The following is a 19431-nucleotide window of genomic DNA, read 5'->3' as shown; positions in this document are numbered from 1 at the left end:
CCGCCACCGGCGTCGACGCCTACGAAAGCGGGTTCGGCATCAGAACCGGCTGGGCCGGACGCTCACACTAACCTACCAACACGCCAACAACACGCGCGAATAAGACCCACGTTTTGACCCTTAGCCCCGAAAACCTTGGAGTTTTCTGGGAATCCGATGTCCATGCCGACAACCGCCCCATCGCGCTTTGCATGGCGCGGATAGGCGAAGCGCGGATGGGCGATGGGAAAAGAAAAAAGAAGAAGCCCGGCGGGAGAGAAGCCGCCGGGCTACTAGAGAGAGAAGAGAGAAGAAGGGTTAAGTTATCAGATTCCTTGGGAATCTCATCTGCGGTGCTGTCCGCTGACATTTCTTATATAACTACCCGTTCCTTGGCAAAACGATGCGAAAACCTTGGAGTTTTCTGAGAATCGCAGCATCGGACTACGAACATGCCGTCCTGCCGTACAAAACGTGGGCCGAAATCCCCGAAATCGGCGATTCATGGTGTCTTTCGGTCGTTATTCACAGCGAAAACGACCATTTGGCACCGCAAATCGCGGATAACGGGGATTTCGGCCCGTGTTTTGTCAGGGGTCAGAGCGCTCAGGCTAAGGGTCCGGGCGTTCAGATGACGTCCGGACGCCCCTGACTCCGTTCGGTCATTTGGATTCGGCGGCGAGCTTGGCCTTGGCGGCGGCGAGGCGCTCGGCCTCCTTGGCGCGACGGGCGTCGAGCTCGGCCTGGAAGCGGTCGAGCTCCTCCTGCACGGCCTCCTTCGGGATCTTCGCGAAGATCGGCTTCGGCTTCGGCACGACGGCGCCGACCTCGATGGGTTCGCTCGCCCACGGGTGCACGTTCACGCCGAGCTTGTAGTCGCCGGTGATGATCGGGTACTCGAAGCCGGGCTTGTCGAGGTCCTCGACCTCCTCGATGTGCGGCAGCGGCGAGAACGTCCCCTTGCCGCCGAGCGCCTCCCACACCTTCTGCGCGGAGTGGGGCAGGAACGGGGCGAGCAGGTGGTTGGCGTCGGAGACGGCCTGCGCGGCCACGTGCAGCACGGTGCCGAGACGGGCGTCGTCGTCCTTGATCTTCCACGGTTCGATGGCGGAGATGTACTTGTTGATCTCGCCGACGATGCGCATGGCCTCGGTCAGGGCGGCCTTCTGGTGGTGCTTCTCGATGAGGTTGCCGACGGTGTCGAACGCGGCCTTGGACTCGTCGAGCAGGGCGCGGTCCTGATCGGTGAGCTTGGCGTCGTCGATGGCGGGGATGGAACCGAAGTTCTTGGCGATGAGGTTGGCCACGCGGTTGACGAGGTTGCCCCAGGCGGCGGCGAGCTCCTCGTTGTTGTGGCGCACGAACTCGGCCCACGTGAAGTCGGAGTCGGAGGATTCCGGGCCGGCCACGGAGATGTAGTAGCGCACGGCGTCAACGGGGTAGCGGGCGAGGATGTCCTTCACGTAGATGACGATGCCGCGGGAGGAGCTGAACTTGCGGCCCTCCATGGTCATGAACTGGGAGGCGACGACCTGCTCGGGCAGGTTGAGCGGGCCGAGCGGGCCGGTCTCGCCGCCCTTGGAGCCCTGGCCGTTGTAGGCGAGCATCTCGGAGGGCCAGATCTGGGAGTGGAACGTGATGTTGTCCTTGCCCATGAAGTAGTAGCCGGGGGTGGCCGGGTCGTTCCACCAGGCGCGCCAGGCTTCGGGGTCGCCCTTGCGGCGGGCCCATTCGATGGATGCCGACAGGTAGCCGATCACGGCGTCGAACCATACGTACAGCTTCTTGTTCGGGTTGTCGATCCAGCCGGCCACCGGCACGGGGATGCCCCAGTCGATGTCTCGCGTGATGGCGCGCGGCTTGACCTCCTTGAACAGGCCGATGGAGAACTTGATGGCGTCGGTGCGCCAGCCCTCACGGGTCTTCAGCCATGCGAGGTTGGCGTCGGCGAGCGCCGGAAGGTCGAGGAAGTAGTGTTCGGTCTCCTCGAAGCGCGGGGTTTCGCCGTTGATCTTGGAGACGGGGTTGATGAGGTCGATGGGGTCGAGCTCGTTGCCGCAGGCGTCGCACTGGTCGCCGCGTGCGCCTTCGGTGTGGCAGATCGGGCATTCGCCTTCGATGTAGCGGTCGGGCAGGGTGCGGCCGGTGGACGGCGAGATGGCCACCTGCTGGGTGCCCTTGTAGATGTAGCCGTTCTTCAGGCACTGCTTGAACAGTTCCTGCACCACGTGCTCGTGGTTGCCGGTGGTGGTGCGGGTGAACAGGTCGTAGCTCAGGCCAAGGTCGCACAGGTCCTTGGCGATGACGCGGTTGTAGCGGTTGGCGAGCTCCTGGGCGGTGACGCCTTCCTTTTCGGCCTCGACCAGGATCGGGGTGCCGTGTTCGTCGGTGCCGGAGACCATGAGCACGTCATTGCCCTTCATGCGCTCGTAACGGGCGTAGACGTCGGAGGGGACGCCGAAGCCGGCGACGTGGCCGATGTGGCGGGGGCCGTTCGCGTACGGCCAAGCAACGTTAACAAGAATATGACTCATAAACCCTGATTATCCGTACCGGCATTGACACGGTGCGGGGCGGGGCGCCGAGGCGGCCGGACGAGGCCGGAGGGTTCGGGGAGCGACGGCGGACGGCTGTGCGGCGGAATGGCCGGAAATCGGTTTTGGATTGGTTTTGGAACGGTTTCGAGTCTGTGGAAACGTTGGCCGGTTATCCACATTTTCCCCGATGGATGAGGTGGTTATCCACTTATCCACATTTTTTCCGGACGGCCGGCGGGAACCACGATGTTTCCGGTACCGTCAAGGCATGGATACGCAGACCACCACAACGGCGGAGGCCATCACGGCCGCCGCCCCGCCCACGACCCCGCAGCCGACGTTCATGGATCCGACGACGTGGAGGCCGAGACTCGACCCGGCGACGTTGTCGTCCATTGCGACGTTGTCGATTCCACCGGCGCCGCTCGCCCCGCCGACGTTCGCGTCGATGCCGTCCGCATCGGTGCCGGACCCCATGGATCAGCGGTCCGTCATGGAAGCGACGGAGGAGATGCCTACGTACGCGGCCATGGGGACCGATGGCCGCGCGAAGTCGGATTCCTCGCCCAATCCCCCGCTGGTCAATGTCGATGACGTCCCGGGAGGCATCGGCATGTCCAGGCTGCTGGACGAGGACGTGCTGGTCGGTCTCGACGACGAATGCGGGTACATGAACGACCACGCCGACACGTTGTACGGCAGGGCGTCGATCGCCAATCGCATGGTGCCGTTCGGTTCGATCGCCGCCGGACCGCTGGCGGCGTGGGTGTGGGTCGGCGGAGAGTTTCCCCACCGGCTCGACATGATTTCGAACTCGCGGTACCGGACGCTGGCCCATGGACGGCAGATAACGGTGTACAACCGCAAGACGCCGCCCGACCATGTGATGCGGCTGGGACAGCTGCGGGTCACCTCGCCGTTGCGCACGATATGCGACATCGCGTGCATGGACGAGGGCGGCAAGATCCTCGCCGGGGCCGACTCGCTGCTGCCGATGCTGCTGGAACGGTACGAGGTGAAGGTGGAGACCTGCCTGCAGACGCTGTGGGAGAACCCCCGCTGGCCGAACCATGGCGGCGGCGTCCACACGCTGATGCGGCTGAGGCATCGGAGACCATGAGAAGGGAGGTACAGAGGACACGACGGAGGACAGGCTCGCCAGGGGCATTCGGGAACGGCGTATCCATGGCCGATCGGCTGCACGGCACGGTGGTGCGGGGCGACGCCCTGCCTTGCGACGGCCTGCCCTGCGACGATGGCATGGACGGTTGCGGAGGCGGGGGCGGGGGCGACCGCGAGGACGGGGACGGCACCCGTGCGGATGCCGAGGTCCACGGCATCGCGGACGTCACACGGATTCCGGCGCCATGGGGCCGAACGGTGCGGCGGCGCCAGCGCGCGCGGATGGCGGAGCGGTCCGCGCCGGCGCCGAGGCGGCTGAAGACCATGCGGGGTCTCATGGCCAAGGCCGCCGGGCAGCCGAAGGCCCGGGGATTGCAGCCGCCCGAGCCTCCGCTGCTCCTGACCTCCCAGGTGGCCAGCGACCCGGACACCGATGAGGATGTGCTGTGGCATATCGCCGAGCATGCGCCGGAACTGCGCCGGTGGCTGATTGCGAACACGGCCGCGTCGGCCGAACTGCTGGAGTATGTCGCACAGGCGGGAGGGCCCGGCGTGGCACGTGGATTCGAGGTGCTGTTCGAATCGCTTGAGGAGTGAGGGCACAGCGGCCGACGGAGCGGCGCCGGACGCTACTGCTTGATCTCCAGCACCGCGGAGTAGACCTGCTTGCGGTTGGCGAGGGAGCCGTCGGGCAGCGGATGCTCCTCGATCACCTCGGCGATAGCGTCCTTGATGCGCAGGCCGTCCTCGAGCGCCCGGTCGATGGACAGCACGGCGAGCTCCTCGACGCTGAGCGTGGAAGCCGAGTTCTCGCGCGCCTCGTCCTCGGACGCGCCGGCGATGACCAGCACGATCTCGCCGCGCGGAGGATCCATGACCACGCCGTCGAGGATCTCGGCGATGGTTCCGCGGCGGATCTCCTCGTAGTCCTTGGTCAGCTCGCGGGCCAGGGCCATCCGCCGGTCGGGGCCGAAGGCGGAGAGCAGGTCGTCCATGGAGTCGGCGATGCGGTGGGGCGTCTCGTAGAACACGATCGTGCGTCGCTCGGCCTGCAGCGAACGCAGACGCTGCACGCGTTCGGCGTGCTTGCGCGGCAGGAAGCCCTCGTAGCAGAACCGGTCGGTGGGCAGGCCGGAAAGCGCGAGCGCGTCGAGCACGGCGGACGGGCCGGGCGCGCAGGTGACGGGCAGGCCACGTTCGATGGCGCGGCGGACGATGGACAGGCCCGGGTCGTTGATGGTGGGCATGCCGGCGTCGGAGACGACGAGCACGCAGGCGCCGGCCTCGACCTCGTCGAGCAGGCCGTCGGCCTTCGCTCGCTCGTTGTGGTCGTGGAAGGCGACCACGCGGCCGTTCACGTGGACGTCGAGACGACGGGCGAGGTCGTGGAGCCGGCGCGTGTCCTCGGCCGCGACGATGTCGGCATGCTCCATCAGGGCCCTCAGCCGCGCCGACGCGTCGCCGGTGTTGCCGATCGGGGTGGCGGCGAGCACGACCGTGCCGCGCGGGACCTCCACCGTCAGGAGCGTTCCGCGGTCGGGCCCCGCGATCGCGGGGCCCGCGTCGGAAGCGCCCTCCGTGACGTCGGATGCGATGGTCGTGGGGGTCGGCTGTGATTCGCCGTGTTTTGCCGAATGCATACCTCCAGTATCCACGATGCCCATACGAGACGTCGTATTTGCGGGAAATGTCGCCATGGACCGTCCGTCGGAACGCCGCGGGCACGCCCGCGCACCCCAAGAATTCACCGGGAATATGAATTGCCGTTGAATTTTGGCGGGTTACTGACCGTTTACGGGCGAGCGGATAATAAAGTGATAGGTATGGCCCAAATATTCAATGCACCCTCAAAGGCGATTCTGAAGAGTCAGATCGCGGAGCATATCGCGGAGACGCCCAAGCAGAGCCGTCTCAACCCGAACGCTCCCCACTACGAGCCGCTGCCGACCGATCGGTTCTTCGATCGCGAGCTCAGCTGGCTGAAATTCAACAAGCGCGTGCTTGAGCTGGCGCAGGATGAATCCCTGCCGGTCCTCGAACGTGCGAACTTCGAGGCGATCTTCGCCTCCAACCTCGATGAGTTCTTCATGGTCCGCGTCGCCGGCCTGAAGCGCCGCATCGACACCGGCCTGGCCGTCACCGCGGCCAGCGGCCTGAGCCCGCGCCAGCAGCTGCGCGCCATCACCGAGCAGGCCCACCGCCTGCAGGACGAGCACGCGCGCTACGCCATCGAGCACATCCTGCCCGACCTCGCCAAGGAGAACATCGTCCTGCTCAAGTGGAGCCAGCTGACGATCTCCGAGCAGGAGCGCCTGAGCAAGTTCTTCCGCCGCCAGGTGTTCCCCGTGCTCACCCCGCTGGCCGTGGACCCCGCCCACCCGTTCCCCTACATCTCCGGCAACTCGCTGAACCTCGCCGTGATCGTGGAGAACCCGAACTCCGGCAAGTCGCACTTCGCCCGTGTGAAGATCCCCGACAACCTGCCCCGTCTCGTCGCCGTCGACGACCTGACCGAGGACGAGAGCAACGACGTCCGCTACGGCTTCGTGACGATGGAGAATCTGCTCATCGCCCACCTCGAGTCGCTGTTCCCGGGCATGATCATCAAGGAGGCGCGTTCCTTCCGCGTCACCCGTAACGAGGACATCGACGTCGAAGAGGACGATGCCGAGAACCTGCTCAACGCCATAGAGAAGGAACTGCTGCGCCGCCGCTTCGGACCGCCGATCCGTCTGGAGATCTCCGACGCCACCAGCCCGTTCCTCTCGCATCTGCTCGCCGACCAGCTCGGCGTGAGCGACGACGAGGTCTACCGTCTGCCGGCCCCGCTCGACATGACGGTGCTCTTCGAGCTCGGCGCCATCGACCGCGCCGACCTGAAGTTCCCCAAGTTCATTCCGACGACCAACCGCCAGATCGCCGAGGTCGAGTCGAGCCGTGCGCAGGACATCTTCGCCGCCATCCGCGAGCGCGACGTGCTGCTGCACCACCCCTACGACTCGTTCTCCACGTCGTTCCAGGCGTTCCTCGCCCAGGCGGCGGCCGACCCGAAGGTGCTGGCCATCAAGCAGACGCTGTACCGCACCAGCTCCAACTCGCCGATCATCGACGCGCTCATCGATGCCGCGCACGCCGGCAAGCAGGTGCTGGCCCTGGTGGAGATCAAGGCCCGCTTCGACGAGGACGCCAACATCGCGTGGGCCCGCAAGCTCGAACGCGCCGGCGTGCACGTGGTGTACGGCATCGTGGGCCTGAAGACCCACTGCAAGCTGTGCCTCGTCGTGCGCCAGGAGGCCGACGGCCTCAAGCGCTACTGCCATGTGGGCACGGGTAACTACAACCCGAAGACCGCCCGCCTGTACACCGATCTCGGCCTGCTCACCTGCGACCCGGTCGTCGGCCAGGATCTGACCCGCCTGTTCAACCAGCTTTCGGGTTATGCGCCGAAGTCGAGCTTCCACCGTCTGCTTGTCGCGCCGCGCACCATCCGCACCGGCCTCATCGAGCGCATCCAGCGCGAGGAGGCCGCGGCACGCGCCGGCAAGGAGGCCTGGATCAAGATCAAGGTGAACTCCATCGTCGACGAGAAGACCATCGACGCCCTCTACCGTGCCTCGCAGGCCGGCGTGAAGGTCGACATCGTCGAACGCGGCATCTGCGCCCTGAAGCCCGGCGTGCCCGGCATGAGCGAGAACATCCGCGTGCACTCCATCCTCGGACGCTTCCTCGAGCACAGCCGCATCTACGCGTTCGCGAACTCCGCGGGCCCGCAGATCGGCGAAGGCCCGGCGTCCGGCCCCGAGGTGTGGATCGGCTCCGCCGACCTCATGCACCGCAACCTCGACCGTCGAGTCGAGGCGCTGGTGCGCATCACCGCGCCGGAGCAGATCGAGGAGCTCATCAAGTACGTGGACTTCCAGATGGCCGACACCACGAGCTCGTGGCACATGCAGCCGGACGGCACCTACATCCGCCACTCCCGTGACGCCGAAGGCAGGCCGCTGGTCGACAGCCAGGAGGCGCTCATCAAGAAGCACACGCGTCGTCCGCGCGGCAACTGATCGTCGCATCGTCCGACCGATGATGATACCCGGCCGACGATGTCCGGCTGATTGATTGGCATCGGTCGGACGTCGTCGGTCCCGCCATCGATGACTCGCCGGTATGGCATTGCATACGCAACGTCATACCGGCTTTTTTCATCCGCGACCACGGCCGGAATCGCAACGTTTCCGCTCACATCCCCGGAATTCCCAGCCTCGGAATCGACATCGGTCCGAACTTTTTGCAATTACGATAGGAAATGGCTTTCGCGCCGTTTACGACGAATCGTCATGGACGACAGTCATGAACGGCATGGACGCGCATTATCAATCGACAAAAGGACAGACCATGAACACAGTCGTCGAGGCAGCCGGCGGCATAGTGTACCGTTGGCGCGATGGCATCGAGATCCTCGAAGGGGGCCAGGACTATTCCGACCTGGCATTGGAGAATCTTGAGCTCTGCGTGGTGCATCGACCGAAATACAACGATTGGAGCTGGCCGAAGGGCAAGCTTGAGAACAACGAGTCGCACCGTCATGCGGCGGTGCGGGAGATCGGCGAGGAGACGGGTCTGCCCGTCGCGATCAGCGCATATCTGGGAGACATCGAATACCCGCTCGAGGACGAGGGCAAGGCGAAGGTGCATCGGATCGACCCCAGGAAGCCACGCAAGCACGTGCAATACTGGATCGCCTCGATCATCGACTCCGAGGTGGCGATGAACCGCCGCTACGCGTTCGGCCCCATCAACACCGACCCGAACGAGGTGGACAACATCGAATGGATGTCGCCCGCCGACGCCCGGCACAAGCTCACGCACCCGCTCGACCGCGGCATCCTCGACGAATTCGTGCGCAAGGTGCGCGAAGGCATCCTGCGCTCCAAACTGTTCCTGCTCATCCGCCACGGCAAGGCGGAAAGCCGCAAGGTCTGGGGCGGAACCGACGCCGACCGGCCGTTGACGCCGCTCGGTTCGGCGGCGGCGTTCGGACTCACCCGCGAGATCGCCTGCTTCGGCATCAATCGGCTGGTCACGTCGCCGTGGCGGCGCTGCATCGGCACCATACAGACGTTCGCCTGGCAGACCGGCCTGCCGGTGAACCTCGCCGAGGACCTGACCGAGGACGCGTTCGCCGACCACCCCGACTCCGCATGGGAGTGCATCCACCATGAGATGGAGCTGACGCTACGCACCGGCAAGACCACCGCCGTATGCATGCATCGGCCCGTGATCGGCGGCGTGTTCGACCATCTGCGCCAGATCTGCGTGCGCAAGTCGCTGGCGAAGCGGCTTCCGGCGAAATCTCCCTATATGGCGACTGGGCATGCGGTGGTCTTTAATATCATTGATACGGACGAAGGTCCGCAGATCATCGATATTCAGAAGGTAAGTCCCATTGTCTACTAGCTCCTCACCATTCGGCTCCTCATCCGTTCGCGCCGCCGGCTCCGGGTTCGCCGCATCCGGGCGGTTCACCCGTCCGGCGCAGCTCGACCAGGCACTCGTCGACCACATCGCCGGCGGCGCGGACCCGCAGAAGCTCAGCGAGGTCAGCCATGCCACGGCGGCGTCGCTGCTCGACCGCGTGCACCACACGCAGGACCCGCAGGTCGTGCACCGGGTGCTCACCCTGGTCGAGCATGAGGGCGTGGACCTGGTCGCCGAACTGTGGAGCGAAGCCGATCCGGAGTCGCTGCCGGGTGTGCTCTGGCGGCTGTACATGCTGCGCACGTGGATGCACCGCAACCGGGAGTCCATCTCGCGCCTGTGGCGGGTCGGCGAACCGGTGGCCGGGGCGTCGTCGGCCATAGCCGGCGTCGATCAGGCGCCGACCGCCGACGACATCGCCCGCACCGCGGACTCCATCCTCTCCGGCGCGTTCGTCGGCGACTTCGCCGTGGCGCTGGAGCGTGCGAGCGCCTTCTGCTCGGTGATTTCGGCGGGTTTGCTCGCCGAGGCGCGACGCCGTCAGGAACGGGCCGCCGAGGTCGGCGAGCCCACCGTGGCCGGCGCGAGCCGTCATTTCGTCAAGACCGCGAAATCATTGCATGGCACGGCGACCGACTTCCGCAAGGGCGCCACGCTCTGGCGCGAGGGCCGGCTGGAGTAGCCGACCGAAGCGGGAGCGCACGGGTACCCGACATAGGCACGCCCAGACTCACAGACGCTCCGGCCGATACCGGGCACTTATCCCCGCCATCGCCGATTTATGGTGTTTTTTGGTCGTTTTTCAGACGAAAAACGACCAAAAAACACCATAAAATCCGGGGTTCGGGTGTTTCGGACCGGGTTTCGGGTGCCGTAGGTCCGTGTTCGGACCTGTGTCGCGACGGTAATGCAGCCACGCGCGAACACTCCCGTTTGGCGATGGCCTCGCAATGCCGTACACTGGGAGCCGCGTCGGGCCGTGCATTGCCCCGGGCTCCATTTTTTGCCGCTGCGAGCGGCCCTTGCGCCGACAGGCGCATTCACGGTTCGGCGCTTTTCTTTCCCGTTTCCCCTGCGTTTCCCCATACGGACCGTTTTCACAGAACCTTCCGACACAACGTTTCGTGAAAAACTCTCGTAGGGAACTTGCACAATCCATTGGAAACGATGTATCATGAGATTTTGTTGCCCCTCTAGCTCAATTGGTTAGAGCAGCGTCCTTTTAAGTCGTGGGTTGTGGGTTCGAGTCCCACGGGGGGCACAGTAAGACCCTTGGAATCGGATGATTCCAAGGGTCTTTGTCGTATCCGCCTTGTCGCCATGGGTACCGTCTCGTACCACGAGCGGGATTGCCCGTCTGGCGAGAACCAACCGGGTGGACATACCGGCATGAGCGTGTCGGTCTCTCCCTCAGTCATGCTTCGCATGACAGCTCCCTCATCAGAGGGAGCCGGAGCATGGGACCTCAACGCTACTCAGCCGTCATCCTGAGCGAAGGCCGACTATCCTTTTCTGTCATCCTGAGCGAAGGCCGTGGGCCGAAGTCGAAGGATCCTCTTCACCCCGGCAAAATCCAGGGAGCCTATGAGATGGGGCTCATTCGCCTTTGGGGTCGAGACGGTAGCCCATGCCGGGTTCGGTCTTGAGATAACGCGGATGCGCGGGGTCGGGCTCGATCTTCTTGCGCAGCTGCGAGATGTAGAGCCGCAGGTATCCGGAGTCGCGCACATGCTGCGGCCCCCAGATCTCGGTGAGCAGGTCCTGCCGGGTCATGAGCTTGCCGGCGTTGCGCACCAGCGCCTCGAACAGCTTCCATTCGGTCGGCGTGAGCCTTACGCGCACCTGGCGTCCCTTGCGGCCGCGGAACACGGCATGCGAGGCCAGGTCCACGGTCACGTCGCCGATGGTCATGACGGGCGGTTCGCTGTCCTGCGGCACGCGGCGCAGCAGCGCACGGATGCGGGCGAGCAGTTCGTCGATCGGCACCGGTTTGGTCACGTAGTCGTCGGCGCCGGCGTCCAACACCGCCACCTTCTCCCGTTCGTCGGTGCGTCCCGACACCACGAGGATCGGCGCATCGGTCCATCCGCGCAATCCCTGGATCACGCCCATGCCGTCCATGCGGGGCATGCCGAGGTCGACCATGAACAGGTCGGGATGCTCACGCACCGCCACGGTGATGCATTCGACGCCGTCCTTCGCGGTCACGATGTCGTATCCCTGCGAATGCAGGGTGATCTTCAACGCCTTCAAAAACTGGGGATCGTCGTCCGCAATCAGTATTTTCATTGGCTCTCCCCTTTCACTGGTTCCACTGTATTCCCATCGGATGAACGTGCGTCGACCCTATCGGCGTCGGCATGGCCGACGTCAAGATGATCGTCGTCGTGGTCTTGGCCGACGCCGCCACCGACGTCACTGCCGCCATCGTCGGCGCCGTCACCACTGTCATCGTCGTTGTCATCGTCGTCGTCATCGTCCTTGCCGCCACGGTTGATGGTGTAGTTGATGAACCGGTCGAGGCCGCGCTCCTCGGACGGGCCTTCACCGGGCAACGGCAGGATGACGTCGGAGACCGCGCCCGAGACGTTCAGCGTGTCCTGCTCGAGGATCTCGGCCGGGTTGGGGCGTTCGGCCTTGGGAATCGGCTGCCCAGCCGCGAGCGACGGATCGGCGACGCGCAGGGCGATGACGATGGTGAGGCCGCCGCCGGGCGTGTCCTCTGCGGAGATGGAGCCGCCCATCGATTCGACGAAGCCCTTCGACAACGCCATGCCCAGTCCGAGACCGGTCGTGTTGTCGGTGTCGCCGAGCCGATGGAACGGCACGAATATCTCGCTTTTGCGGTCGTCGGGCACACCCGGCCCCTGGTCGACGATGCGGATCTCGACGATGCCGTTGAACGTGGATGCGGCGATGCGCACGCGCTTGTCGTCCGGCGTGAAGCGCATGGCGTTGACGACGACGTTCGAGAGCGCGCGCTGCAGCAGCGCCGGGTCGGCCACCACGAGCGGCAGGCCGGGGGCGATGTCGAGGTCGACCTTCCACGGGCCGATGTCGAGTTCGTCGAACAGCGGCACGATGGCCCCGCCCACGTCGGTGGCAACCAGCGCCAGCGGCAGCGCGCCCTCGCGGATGCGCGAGACGTCGAGCAGGTCGGTGACGAGTTTGGTGAGCTGTTTCAGCCCGTTGTCGGCGACGTCCAGGAGCTCGCGACGGTCGCGGTCGCTGGCCGCGGAACCCATGCGCTGCAGTCCGGAGACCGCGGTGGTGGCGGAGGCGAGCGGCCGGCGCAGGTCGTGGCTGACCGCGTTGAGCAGCGCCGTACGCACCTTCTCGGCCGCGGCCAGCGGTTCGACCTCGCTGGCCTTGCGCATGAGGTCGTTGTGTTCGAGCACGGTCTGGATCTGCGAGAGGATCGCCATGAGCATGCGCTGGTCGGACGCCTCGATCGCGCGGCCGTACAGTTCCAGTGAGGGACCATGGTCGTTGAGCGATATGGAATCGTGCTCGATGCCGTTGCCGCCGGTGTCGGCGTCGCCGGCATCGCCGGCGGAATCGCCAGCCGACGCAGGCGACGCGCCGACCGGCAGGCTGTTCACCGATGACGACGGGTCGGCGTCGGAGATGACCACGCGGCCGTCCTGCACGACCCGCACGCAGTCGAATCCGAACGCCTCACGGGTGCGGTGCACGATGGCGCGCAGCGGGTTGTTGCTGCGCAGCACCGAGCCGGCGACGCTGGCAAGCATCTCCGATTCCGCACGGGCGCGCTGCGCCTGACGGGCCCGCGCGTCGGCGCGGTCCACCACGGCGCCGACGATCACGCCGACGATCACATACAGCACGATGGTCACGACGTCGGACGCCCGAATCACATGGAACGTGCCGACGGGCGGCGTATAGAGGAAGTCGAGGGCGAGGCCGCTGAGCACGGCGGCCACGGTGGCGGGGATGACGCCGCCGATGACGGCCGCGAGCACCACGATGAGCTGCAGAATCAATGCGTCGCGCTGCCCGGAATGCGGGGTGCTGAACGTGAAGAGCAGCCAGCTGACCGTGAGCACGGCCACCAGGGAGAACAGCACGCCCACGATCTTGCGGCTCACCGCCATCGATTCACGGTATTTGGGCAGATGGAAGCCATGCTGCACGAACTCATGCGTGACGATGTGCACGTCGATGTCGCCCGACTTGTCGACGATGCCGGTCGTGGCGGACGGACGTCCCAGCCATCGGGCCAGCAGTCCGCGCCGCGAGACGCCGACGATGACCTGCGTGGCGTTGTTGGCGCGCGCGAAGTCGAGCAGGGCGTCGGGGATGTCCTCGCCGACGATCTGATGGTAGGTGCCGCCGAGCTGTTCGACGAGCCGGCGCTGGCGTGCCAGCAGCGTGGGGTTCGACCCGGCGAGGCCGTCCTCCGCGGTAACGTGCACGGCGATAAGGTCGCCGCCGCCCGACGCCCTGGCCACGCGGGCGCCGCGCCTGAGCAGCTGGTCGCCCTCGGGACCGCCCGACAACGCCACGACCACGCGTTCGCGCGTCTCCCATTTGGCGCGGATGTTGTGCTCGTCGCGGTATTCCTTGAGCGCCTCGTCGACGCGGCCTGCAAGCCACAGCAGGGCGAGTTCGCGCAACGCGGTGAGGTTGCCGACGCGGAAGTAGTTGCTCAGCGCCGCGTCCACGCGGTCGGACTTGTACACCAGTCCGGCGGAGAGGCGTTCGCGCAGCATGGCCGGCGGCAGGTCGACGAGCTCGACCTGCGTGGCCGAGCGCAGCACCTTGTCGGGCACGGTCTCCTTCTGCGTGCTGCCGGTGATCTCGCGCACCACGTCGTTGAGCGATTCGATGTGCTGCACGTTGATGGTGGTGATGACGTCGATGCCGGCGGCGAGCAGGTCCTCCACGTCCTGCCAGCGTTTCTCGTGCACGGATCCGGGGATGTTGGTGTGCGCCAGCTCGTCGACGAGGGCGACGTCGGGATGGCGTTCGATGACCTTGAACAGGTCCATGTCGTCCATCCACATGCCGCGGTAGCGCACGCGCCGGCGCGGCACGATCTCCAATCCGCGCGCGGCGGTCTCGGTGGCCTTGCGGCCATGCGATTCGATGAGCGCGATGACGACGTCCTTGCCGGACGCCTTGAGACGATGCCCCTCCTTGAGCATGGCACAGGTCTTGCCGACGCCGGGCGCGGCGCCGAGCAGCACACGGAACGATCCTCGCGCCTTGGCCATGGATTCCCCCTCGTTCGTTGCGATACGTCGTTGACGACATCCGTCGGCATCCGTCGTCGTATCGTGACGACGACGTTTTCAATGGCCGTCTTCAACAGCCGTTTTCAAGAATAATCGGGAAACACGTCGAGTCGAAGGCCCGTCCCGTCGGGAACGGGTCCTTCGACTCGGTCGTGGTTCACTGCCCGCGGGCTACCGGAGCCCGTCGAGGGCGAGATTGAGCTGCACCACGTTGACGACGGGCTCGCCGATGAAGCCGAGTCCGCGGCCGGTGGTGTACTTCTTCACCTGCTGCTCCACCTGATCCTCGCTCAGCCCCCTGGCCTTGGCGACGCGACGCACCTGAATGGCCGCGTAGTCGGGGCTGATGTTCGGATCGAGGCCGGAGGACGACGACGTGGTCGCGTCCGCCGGCACCTGCTTGACGTCCACGCCCTCGCGTTTGGCGATCGCGGCGCGCCGTTCGGCGACGCTCGCGATGAGGTCGGCGTCCTGATGGCCCTTGTTCGTGCCGGAGGAGGCGTTCGCCGCATAGTTCACGTTGTCGGTCTGGTCCTCCGGAAGGTTCGGGTCGGACGCGGCGGACGGACGGGACTGGAAGTACTGCGGCAGCGCCTTGCCGTCCTTGTCGGTGAACGACTGGCCGATGAGCGACGAGCCGACGACCTCGCCGGACGCGTTCGTGACCATGGAGCCGTTGGCCTTGTCGGGCATGCCGAGCTGGCCGATGCCGGTCATCACGAACGTGTAGACGATGACGATGACGGTGAAGACCAGCACGGCCTTGAGGCCGGCCCAGTAGCTGCGCATGTTCAATGCCATGGCGTTTTTCATGATTGGCACACTTTCTCTCGACGGCTTCGGTCAGAAGCCGGGGATCAGCCTGACGAACAGGTCGATGATCCAGATGCCGACGAACGGCGCGACGATACCGCCGAGGCCGTAGACCGAAAGGTTCCTTCCGAGGATCTTCTCGGACGCCTCCGCACGGTACTTGACGCCCTTGAGCGCCAGCGGAATCAGCAGCACGATGATGATCGCGTTGAAGATGATGGCGGACAACACGGCCGACAGCGACGAATGCAGGCCCATGATGTTGAGCACGCCGAGGCCGGGGAACTTCTCCATGAACATGGCCGGGATGATGGCGAAGTACTTCGCCACGTCGTTGGCGATGGAGAAGGTGGTCAGCGCGCCGCGCGTGATGAGCAGCTGCTTGCCGATCTGCACGATGTCGATGAGCTTGGTCGGGTCGGAGTCGAGGTCGACCATGTTGCCGGCCTCCTTCGCGGCGGAGGTGCCGGAGTTCATCGCCACGCCGACGTCGGACTGCGCCAGCGCCGGGGCGTCGTTCGTACCGTCGCCGGTCATCGCGACGAGCTGGCCCTTGGCCTGCTCCTTCTTGATGTAGGCGAGCTTGTCCTCGGGCTTGGCCTCGGCGATGAAGTCGTCGACGCCGGCCTCCTTGGCGATCGCGGCCGCGGTCAGCGGGTTGTCGCCCGTGACCATGACCGTGCGGATGCCCATCTTGCGCATGTCCTCGAAGCGTTCGCGCAGACCCTTCTTGACGACGTCCTTGAGCTGGACGACGCCGAGGATGCGGATCGACCGGTCGGCGGACTGCTTGACGACGACCAGCGGCGTGCCGCCGGCGTTCGACACGGCCTTGACACGGTCGTGCATGGCGTCGATGACCTCCTGGCCGACGTTTGCGCCCTCCTCATGGATCCAATGCTCGACGGCCGAGGTGGCGCCCTTACGGATGCGCTCGCCGTTCGGCAGGTCGAGTCCGGACATGCGGGTCTCGGCGGTGAACGGCACAGCCACGGCGCCGTCGACCTCGTCGAACTCCCTGCCCTCCTTGCGGGCGAGCTCCACGATGGACTGGCCCTCCGGGGTGGAGTCGGCCAGCGAGCTCAGCGCGGCGGCCTCGACGATCTCGTCGTGGTCGACGCCGGGCAGGGCGTGGAAGTTGGACGCCTGGCGGTTGCCGTACGTGATGGTGCCGGTCTTGTCGAGCAGCAGCGTCGTCACGTCGCCGGCGGCCTCGATGGCGCGTCCGGAGGTGGCGAGCACGTTGCGCTGGACCAGACGGTCCATGCCGGCGATGCCGATGGCGCTCAGCAGGGCGCCGATGGTGGTCGGGATGAGGCAGACCAGCAGGGCGACGAGCACGGTGAGGCTCACGTTCGCGCCGACGGCGGACGCCTGCGGGTTGATGCACAGCACGACCACCAGGAAGATGATGGTCAGCGAGCTGAGCAGCACGTCGAGGGCGATTTCGTTCGGGGTCTTCTGGCGGTTCGCGCCTTCGACCAGGGCGATCATCTTATCGACGAAGCTTTCGCCCGGCTTCTGCGTGATGCGCACGACGATGCGGTCGGACAGCACGCGCGTGCCGCCGGTGACGGCGGAGCGGTCGCCGCCGGACTCGCGAATCACGGGGGCGGATTCGCCGGTGATGGCGGACTCGTCCACGGATGCGATGCCGGAGATGATGTCGCCGTCGCCGGGGATCAGTTCGCCTTCGGAGACGACGACCACGTCGCCGAGCTTCAGGTCGGAGCTCGGGACCTCCATGACGGAGGTGGGGCCGTGGCCCGTCTCGGGGCCGCGCACGTCGGGGTCGTTCTTCTCGTCGTAGCCGACGACGAGCTGCGCCGGCGTGGTGGTGCGGGTCTTGCGTAACGCGTCGGCCTGCGCCTTGCCGCGGCCCTCGGCCACGGCCTCGGCGAGGTTGGCGAACAGCACGGTGAACCACAGCACGACGGCCACGATCCACGTGAAGTAGACGGGCTCGCCGTTCGCCAGGGAGCCGTCGGCGATCTGGAAGATGCCGAGCAGCGTAAGGAACGCGGCGCCCACCCATACGATGAACATGACGGGGTTGTGCCACATGTTGCGCGGATCGAACTTCTTCAGCGCGTCCGGCAGGCTCTTGACGAGCATCTCGCCAAGCGACTTGTTGTTGGATTTCTTGACGTCGGCCGCGATATCGTTCGCGTTATCGGCGACGCCATTCACAGTTGCGGTAGACATATCAGGCCACCAGACCTTCTGCCAACGGTCCCAGGGCAAGCGTCGGGAAGAACGTCAGCGCGGAAATAAGGACGATAACGAATACGAGCAGACCGGTGAACAGCCTGGTGTCGGTCCGCATGGTGCCGGCGGTCACCGGGACGGCGTCCTGCCGGGCCAGCGAGCCGGCCAGGGCGATCACCAACGCGATCGGCAGGAAGCGGCCGATCAGCACGGCGAGTCCCAGCGCGGTGTCGAGCCACGGGGTGTCGGCGGTGATGCCGGCGAAGGCGGAGCCGTTGTTGTTCGCGGCGGAGGTGAACGCGTACACGACCTCGGAGAAGCCGTGATTGCCGGTGTTGTTCAGCGAAACGTCGAAGATGGACTGCCTTGCGAACGGCAGGGCGAAGCTCAGCGAGACGCCCACCACGACCGTGATCGGCATGACGAGGAAGTACAGCGACGCCATCTTCATCTCGCGCGGGCCAATCTTCTTGCCGAGGTATTCCGGCGTGCGGCCGACCATCAGGCCGGCGATGAACACGGCCACGACGGCCATCACGAGGATGCCGTACAGGCCGGCGCCCACGCCACCCGGCGAGACCTCGCCGAGCATCATGTTGAGCATGTACATCATGCCGCCGAGCGCGGTGTACGAGTCGTGCATGGAGTCGACGGCGCCCGTGGACGTGGATGTGGACGTGGTGCCGAACAGGCTCGACCAGACGATGCCGAACCGGTCCTCCTTGCCTTCCATCGAGCCGCCGGTCAGGCTGGTGATCGGGTCGTTGGAGAAGGATTCCGCGGTCACGAGGCAGAGGAAGCTGACGCCGAAGAGGATGACCATGGCGCCGAGCAGCGCATAGCCCTGCTTCACCTGGCCGACCATGCGGCCGAAGGTGCGCGTGAGCGCCACCGGGATGGCGAGCATGAGGATGATCTCGATGAGGTTCGTCCACATGTTCGGATTCTCGTACGGATGCGACGAGTTGGCGTTGAAGAAACCGCCGCCGTTGGTGCCGAGCTCCTTGATGACCTCCTGCGAGGCGACCGGGCCCTGCATGATGGTCTGCTGGTTGCCGGCGATGGTGGTCACGTGGATCCAGTCGGCGAAGTTCTGCGTGACGCCGAGGCCGATGAGGATGATGCCCATGACGATGGAGATCGGCATGAGGATGCGCATCGTGCAACGGGTCAGGTCGACCCAGAAGTTGCCGATGGTCTCGGACTTGCGCAGCGCGAAGCCGCGCACGAGCGCGACGGCCACGGCGATGCCGACGGCAGCCGACACGAAGTTCTGCACGGCGAGGCCGGCGAACTGCACGGTGTAGCCGAGCGTCACGTCAGGCGAATACGACTGCCAGTTCGTGTTCGTCACGAACGAGGCGGCCGTGTTGAACGCCAGCGGTCCGGGCACGTTGTCGAAGCCCATGTTGAACGGCAGCCAGTGCTGGACGCGCTGGAGCAGGTACAGCACCAGCACGCTGAGCAGGGAGAAGCCGAGGACGCCGCGAAGGTACGCCTTCCAGGTCTGGCCCTTCCTCGAGTCCACGCCGATGATCCGGTAGATCCATTTCTCGAAGAACAGATCCTTGTCCGACGTGAACACACGGTACATGTAATCGCCCAGCGGTTTGTATATCGCCGCCAGGATTATGGCAATCAGACCGAATGCCATGATTGCGTAGAAGTACACCATGATGATGAACCTTGTCTGAACCTTAGTATGTGAAAAAGTCTTCTAGAATTTCTCGGGACGGCACAGGGAGTAGATCATGTATGCGATGCCCACGACCCCCAGGACCACGCCAAGAATGTTGAAAGCTGCCATCATAGCTTGTCCGCCCACTTTCCGAACAGATCGAAGACGACGAATACCGCTATCGTCCCGATCACATAGGCGACATCAACCCACCAGGGCATGTTCTCTCCTTCAATCGAACAAGCCCGGAGCGGTTCCGTCGTCCCGCGGACTTCGCCGCGTGGACGTACCGGAACCTTCCGGGCCTCATTGCGTCTCCCATGCTATGGGCGGACGAATGGCGTGCAGCCGGTTTTTACGG

At 65.3% G+C, this 19431-nt stretch carries 12 protein-coding genes and 1 tRNA gene; 6 read left to right on the top strand and 7 right to left on the bottom strand.

What is annotated here, in order from left to right:
• Positions 1 to 641: 641 nt before the first annotated feature.
• On the bottom strand, positions 642 to 2513 hold the full coding sequence (gene metG, locus KIH77_RS07830) for a methionine--tRNA ligase (RefSeq protein WP_219100696.1): 1872 nt from the start codon (positions 2511 to 2513) through the stop codon (positions 642 to 644).
• Positions 2514 to 2784: 271 nt separating this feature from the next.
• Between metG and KIH77_RS07825 the strand changes: the two genes are divergently transcribed.
• Positions 2785 to 3636 (top strand): hypothetical protein, encoded by an 852-nt coding sequence (locus KIH77_RS07825; protein ID WP_219100694.1) that lies wholly within the window; start codon positions 2785 to 2787, stop codon positions 3634 to 3636.
• Positions 3637 to 3776: 140 nt separating this feature from the next.
• Entirely contained in the window at positions 3777 to 4235 is a 459-nt protein-coding gene (locus tag KIH77_RS10480; RefSeq protein WP_236024560.1) for a variant leucine-rich repeat-containing protein, read from the top strand.
• 32 nt (positions 4236 to 4267) lie between these two features.
• On the opposite strand, the gene rsmI is transcribed toward KIH77_RS10480, so the two are convergent.
• Positions 4268 to 5278 (bottom strand): 16S rRNA (cytidine(1402)-2'-O)-methyltransferase, encoded by a 1011-nt coding sequence (gene rsmI, locus KIH77_RS07815; protein WP_372445379.1) that lies wholly within the window; start codon positions 5276 to 5278, stop codon positions 4268 to 4270.
• A gap of 183 nt (positions 5279 to 5461) precedes the next feature.
• On the opposite strand from rsmI, the gene KIH77_RS07810 reads away from it, so the two are divergent.
• From KIH77_RS07810 to KIH77_RS07795, 4 genes are all read left to right on the top strand, one after another.
• Entirely contained in the window at positions 5462 to 7699 is a 2238-nt protein-coding gene (locus KIH77_RS07810; protein ID WP_219100690.1) for an RNA degradosome polyphosphate kinase, read from the top strand.
• 331 nt (positions 7700 to 8030) lie between these two features.
• Positions 8031 to 9092: an NUDIX hydrolase gene (locus tag KIH77_RS07805; RefSeq protein ID WP_219100688.1), complete on the top strand. Its 1062-nt coding sequence runs from the start codon at positions 8031 to 8033 to the stop codon at positions 9090 to 9092.
• Positions 9082 to 9795 (top strand): thymidine phosphorylase, encoded by a 714-nt coding sequence (locus tag KIH77_RS07800; protein ID WP_219100686.1) that lies wholly within the window; start codon positions 9082 to 9084, stop codon positions 9793 to 9795. The genes KIH77_RS07805 and KIH77_RS07800 overlap by 11 nt, the downstream gene beginning before the upstream one ends.
• A 505-nt stretch (positions 9796 to 10300) precedes the next feature.
• A tRNA-Lys gene (locus KIH77_RS07795) sits at positions 10301 to 10374 on the top strand.
• 335 nt (positions 10375 to 10709) lie between these two features.
• Here KIH77_RS07795 and KIH77_RS07790 read toward each other — a convergent pair.
• The 5 genes from KIH77_RS07790 to kdpA all read right to left on the bottom strand — a co-directional run bounded on the left by KIH77_RS07790 (position 10710) and on the right by kdpA (position 19067).
• The gene (locus KIH77_RS07790; RefSeq protein WP_219100684.1) at positions 10710 to 11402 is read right to left on the bottom strand and encodes a response regulator; all 693 of its coding nucleotides are present in this window, start codon (positions 11400 to 11402) and stop codon (positions 10710 to 10712) included.
• On the bottom strand, positions 11399 to 14350 hold the full coding sequence (locus KIH77_RS07785; RefSeq protein WP_219100682.1) for a sensor histidine kinase: 2952 nt from the start codon (positions 14348 to 14350) through the stop codon (positions 11399 to 11401). The genes KIH77_RS07790 and KIH77_RS07785 overlap by 4 nt, the downstream gene beginning before the upstream one ends.
• A gap of 192 nt (positions 14351 to 14542) precedes the next feature.
• Complete coding sequence (kdpC, locus tag KIH77_RS07780) at positions 14543 to 15172, bottom strand: K(+)-transporting ATPase subunit C (protein WP_236024559.1); 630 nt, start codon at positions 15170 to 15172, stop codon at positions 14543 to 14545.
• A 42-nt stretch (positions 15173 to 15214) separates the two neighbouring features.
• On the bottom strand, positions 15215 to 17389 hold the full coding sequence (gene kdpB, locus KIH77_RS07775; protein WP_219100678.1) for a potassium-transporting ATPase subunit KdpB: 2175 nt from the start codon (positions 17387 to 17389) through the stop codon (positions 15215 to 15217).
• A gap of 1 nt (position 17390) precedes the next feature.
• On the bottom strand, positions 17391 to 19067 hold the full coding sequence (gene kdpA / locus KIH77_RS07770; RefSeq protein WP_219100676.1) for a potassium-transporting ATPase subunit KdpA: 1677 nt from the start codon (positions 19065 to 19067) through the stop codon (positions 17391 to 17393).
• Between the last annotated feature and the right edge of the window lie 364 nt (positions 19068 to 19431).

It is taken from the genome of Bifidobacterium pluvialisilvae, assembly GCF_019331695.1.
GTDB lineage: Bacteria > Actinomycetota > Actinomycetes > Actinomycetales > Bifidobacteriaceae > Galliscardovia > Galliscardovia pluvialisilvae.
The sequence above is the reverse complement of the archived record's forward strand: the minus strand, read 5'-3'. Positions and strand labels throughout refer to the sequence as shown.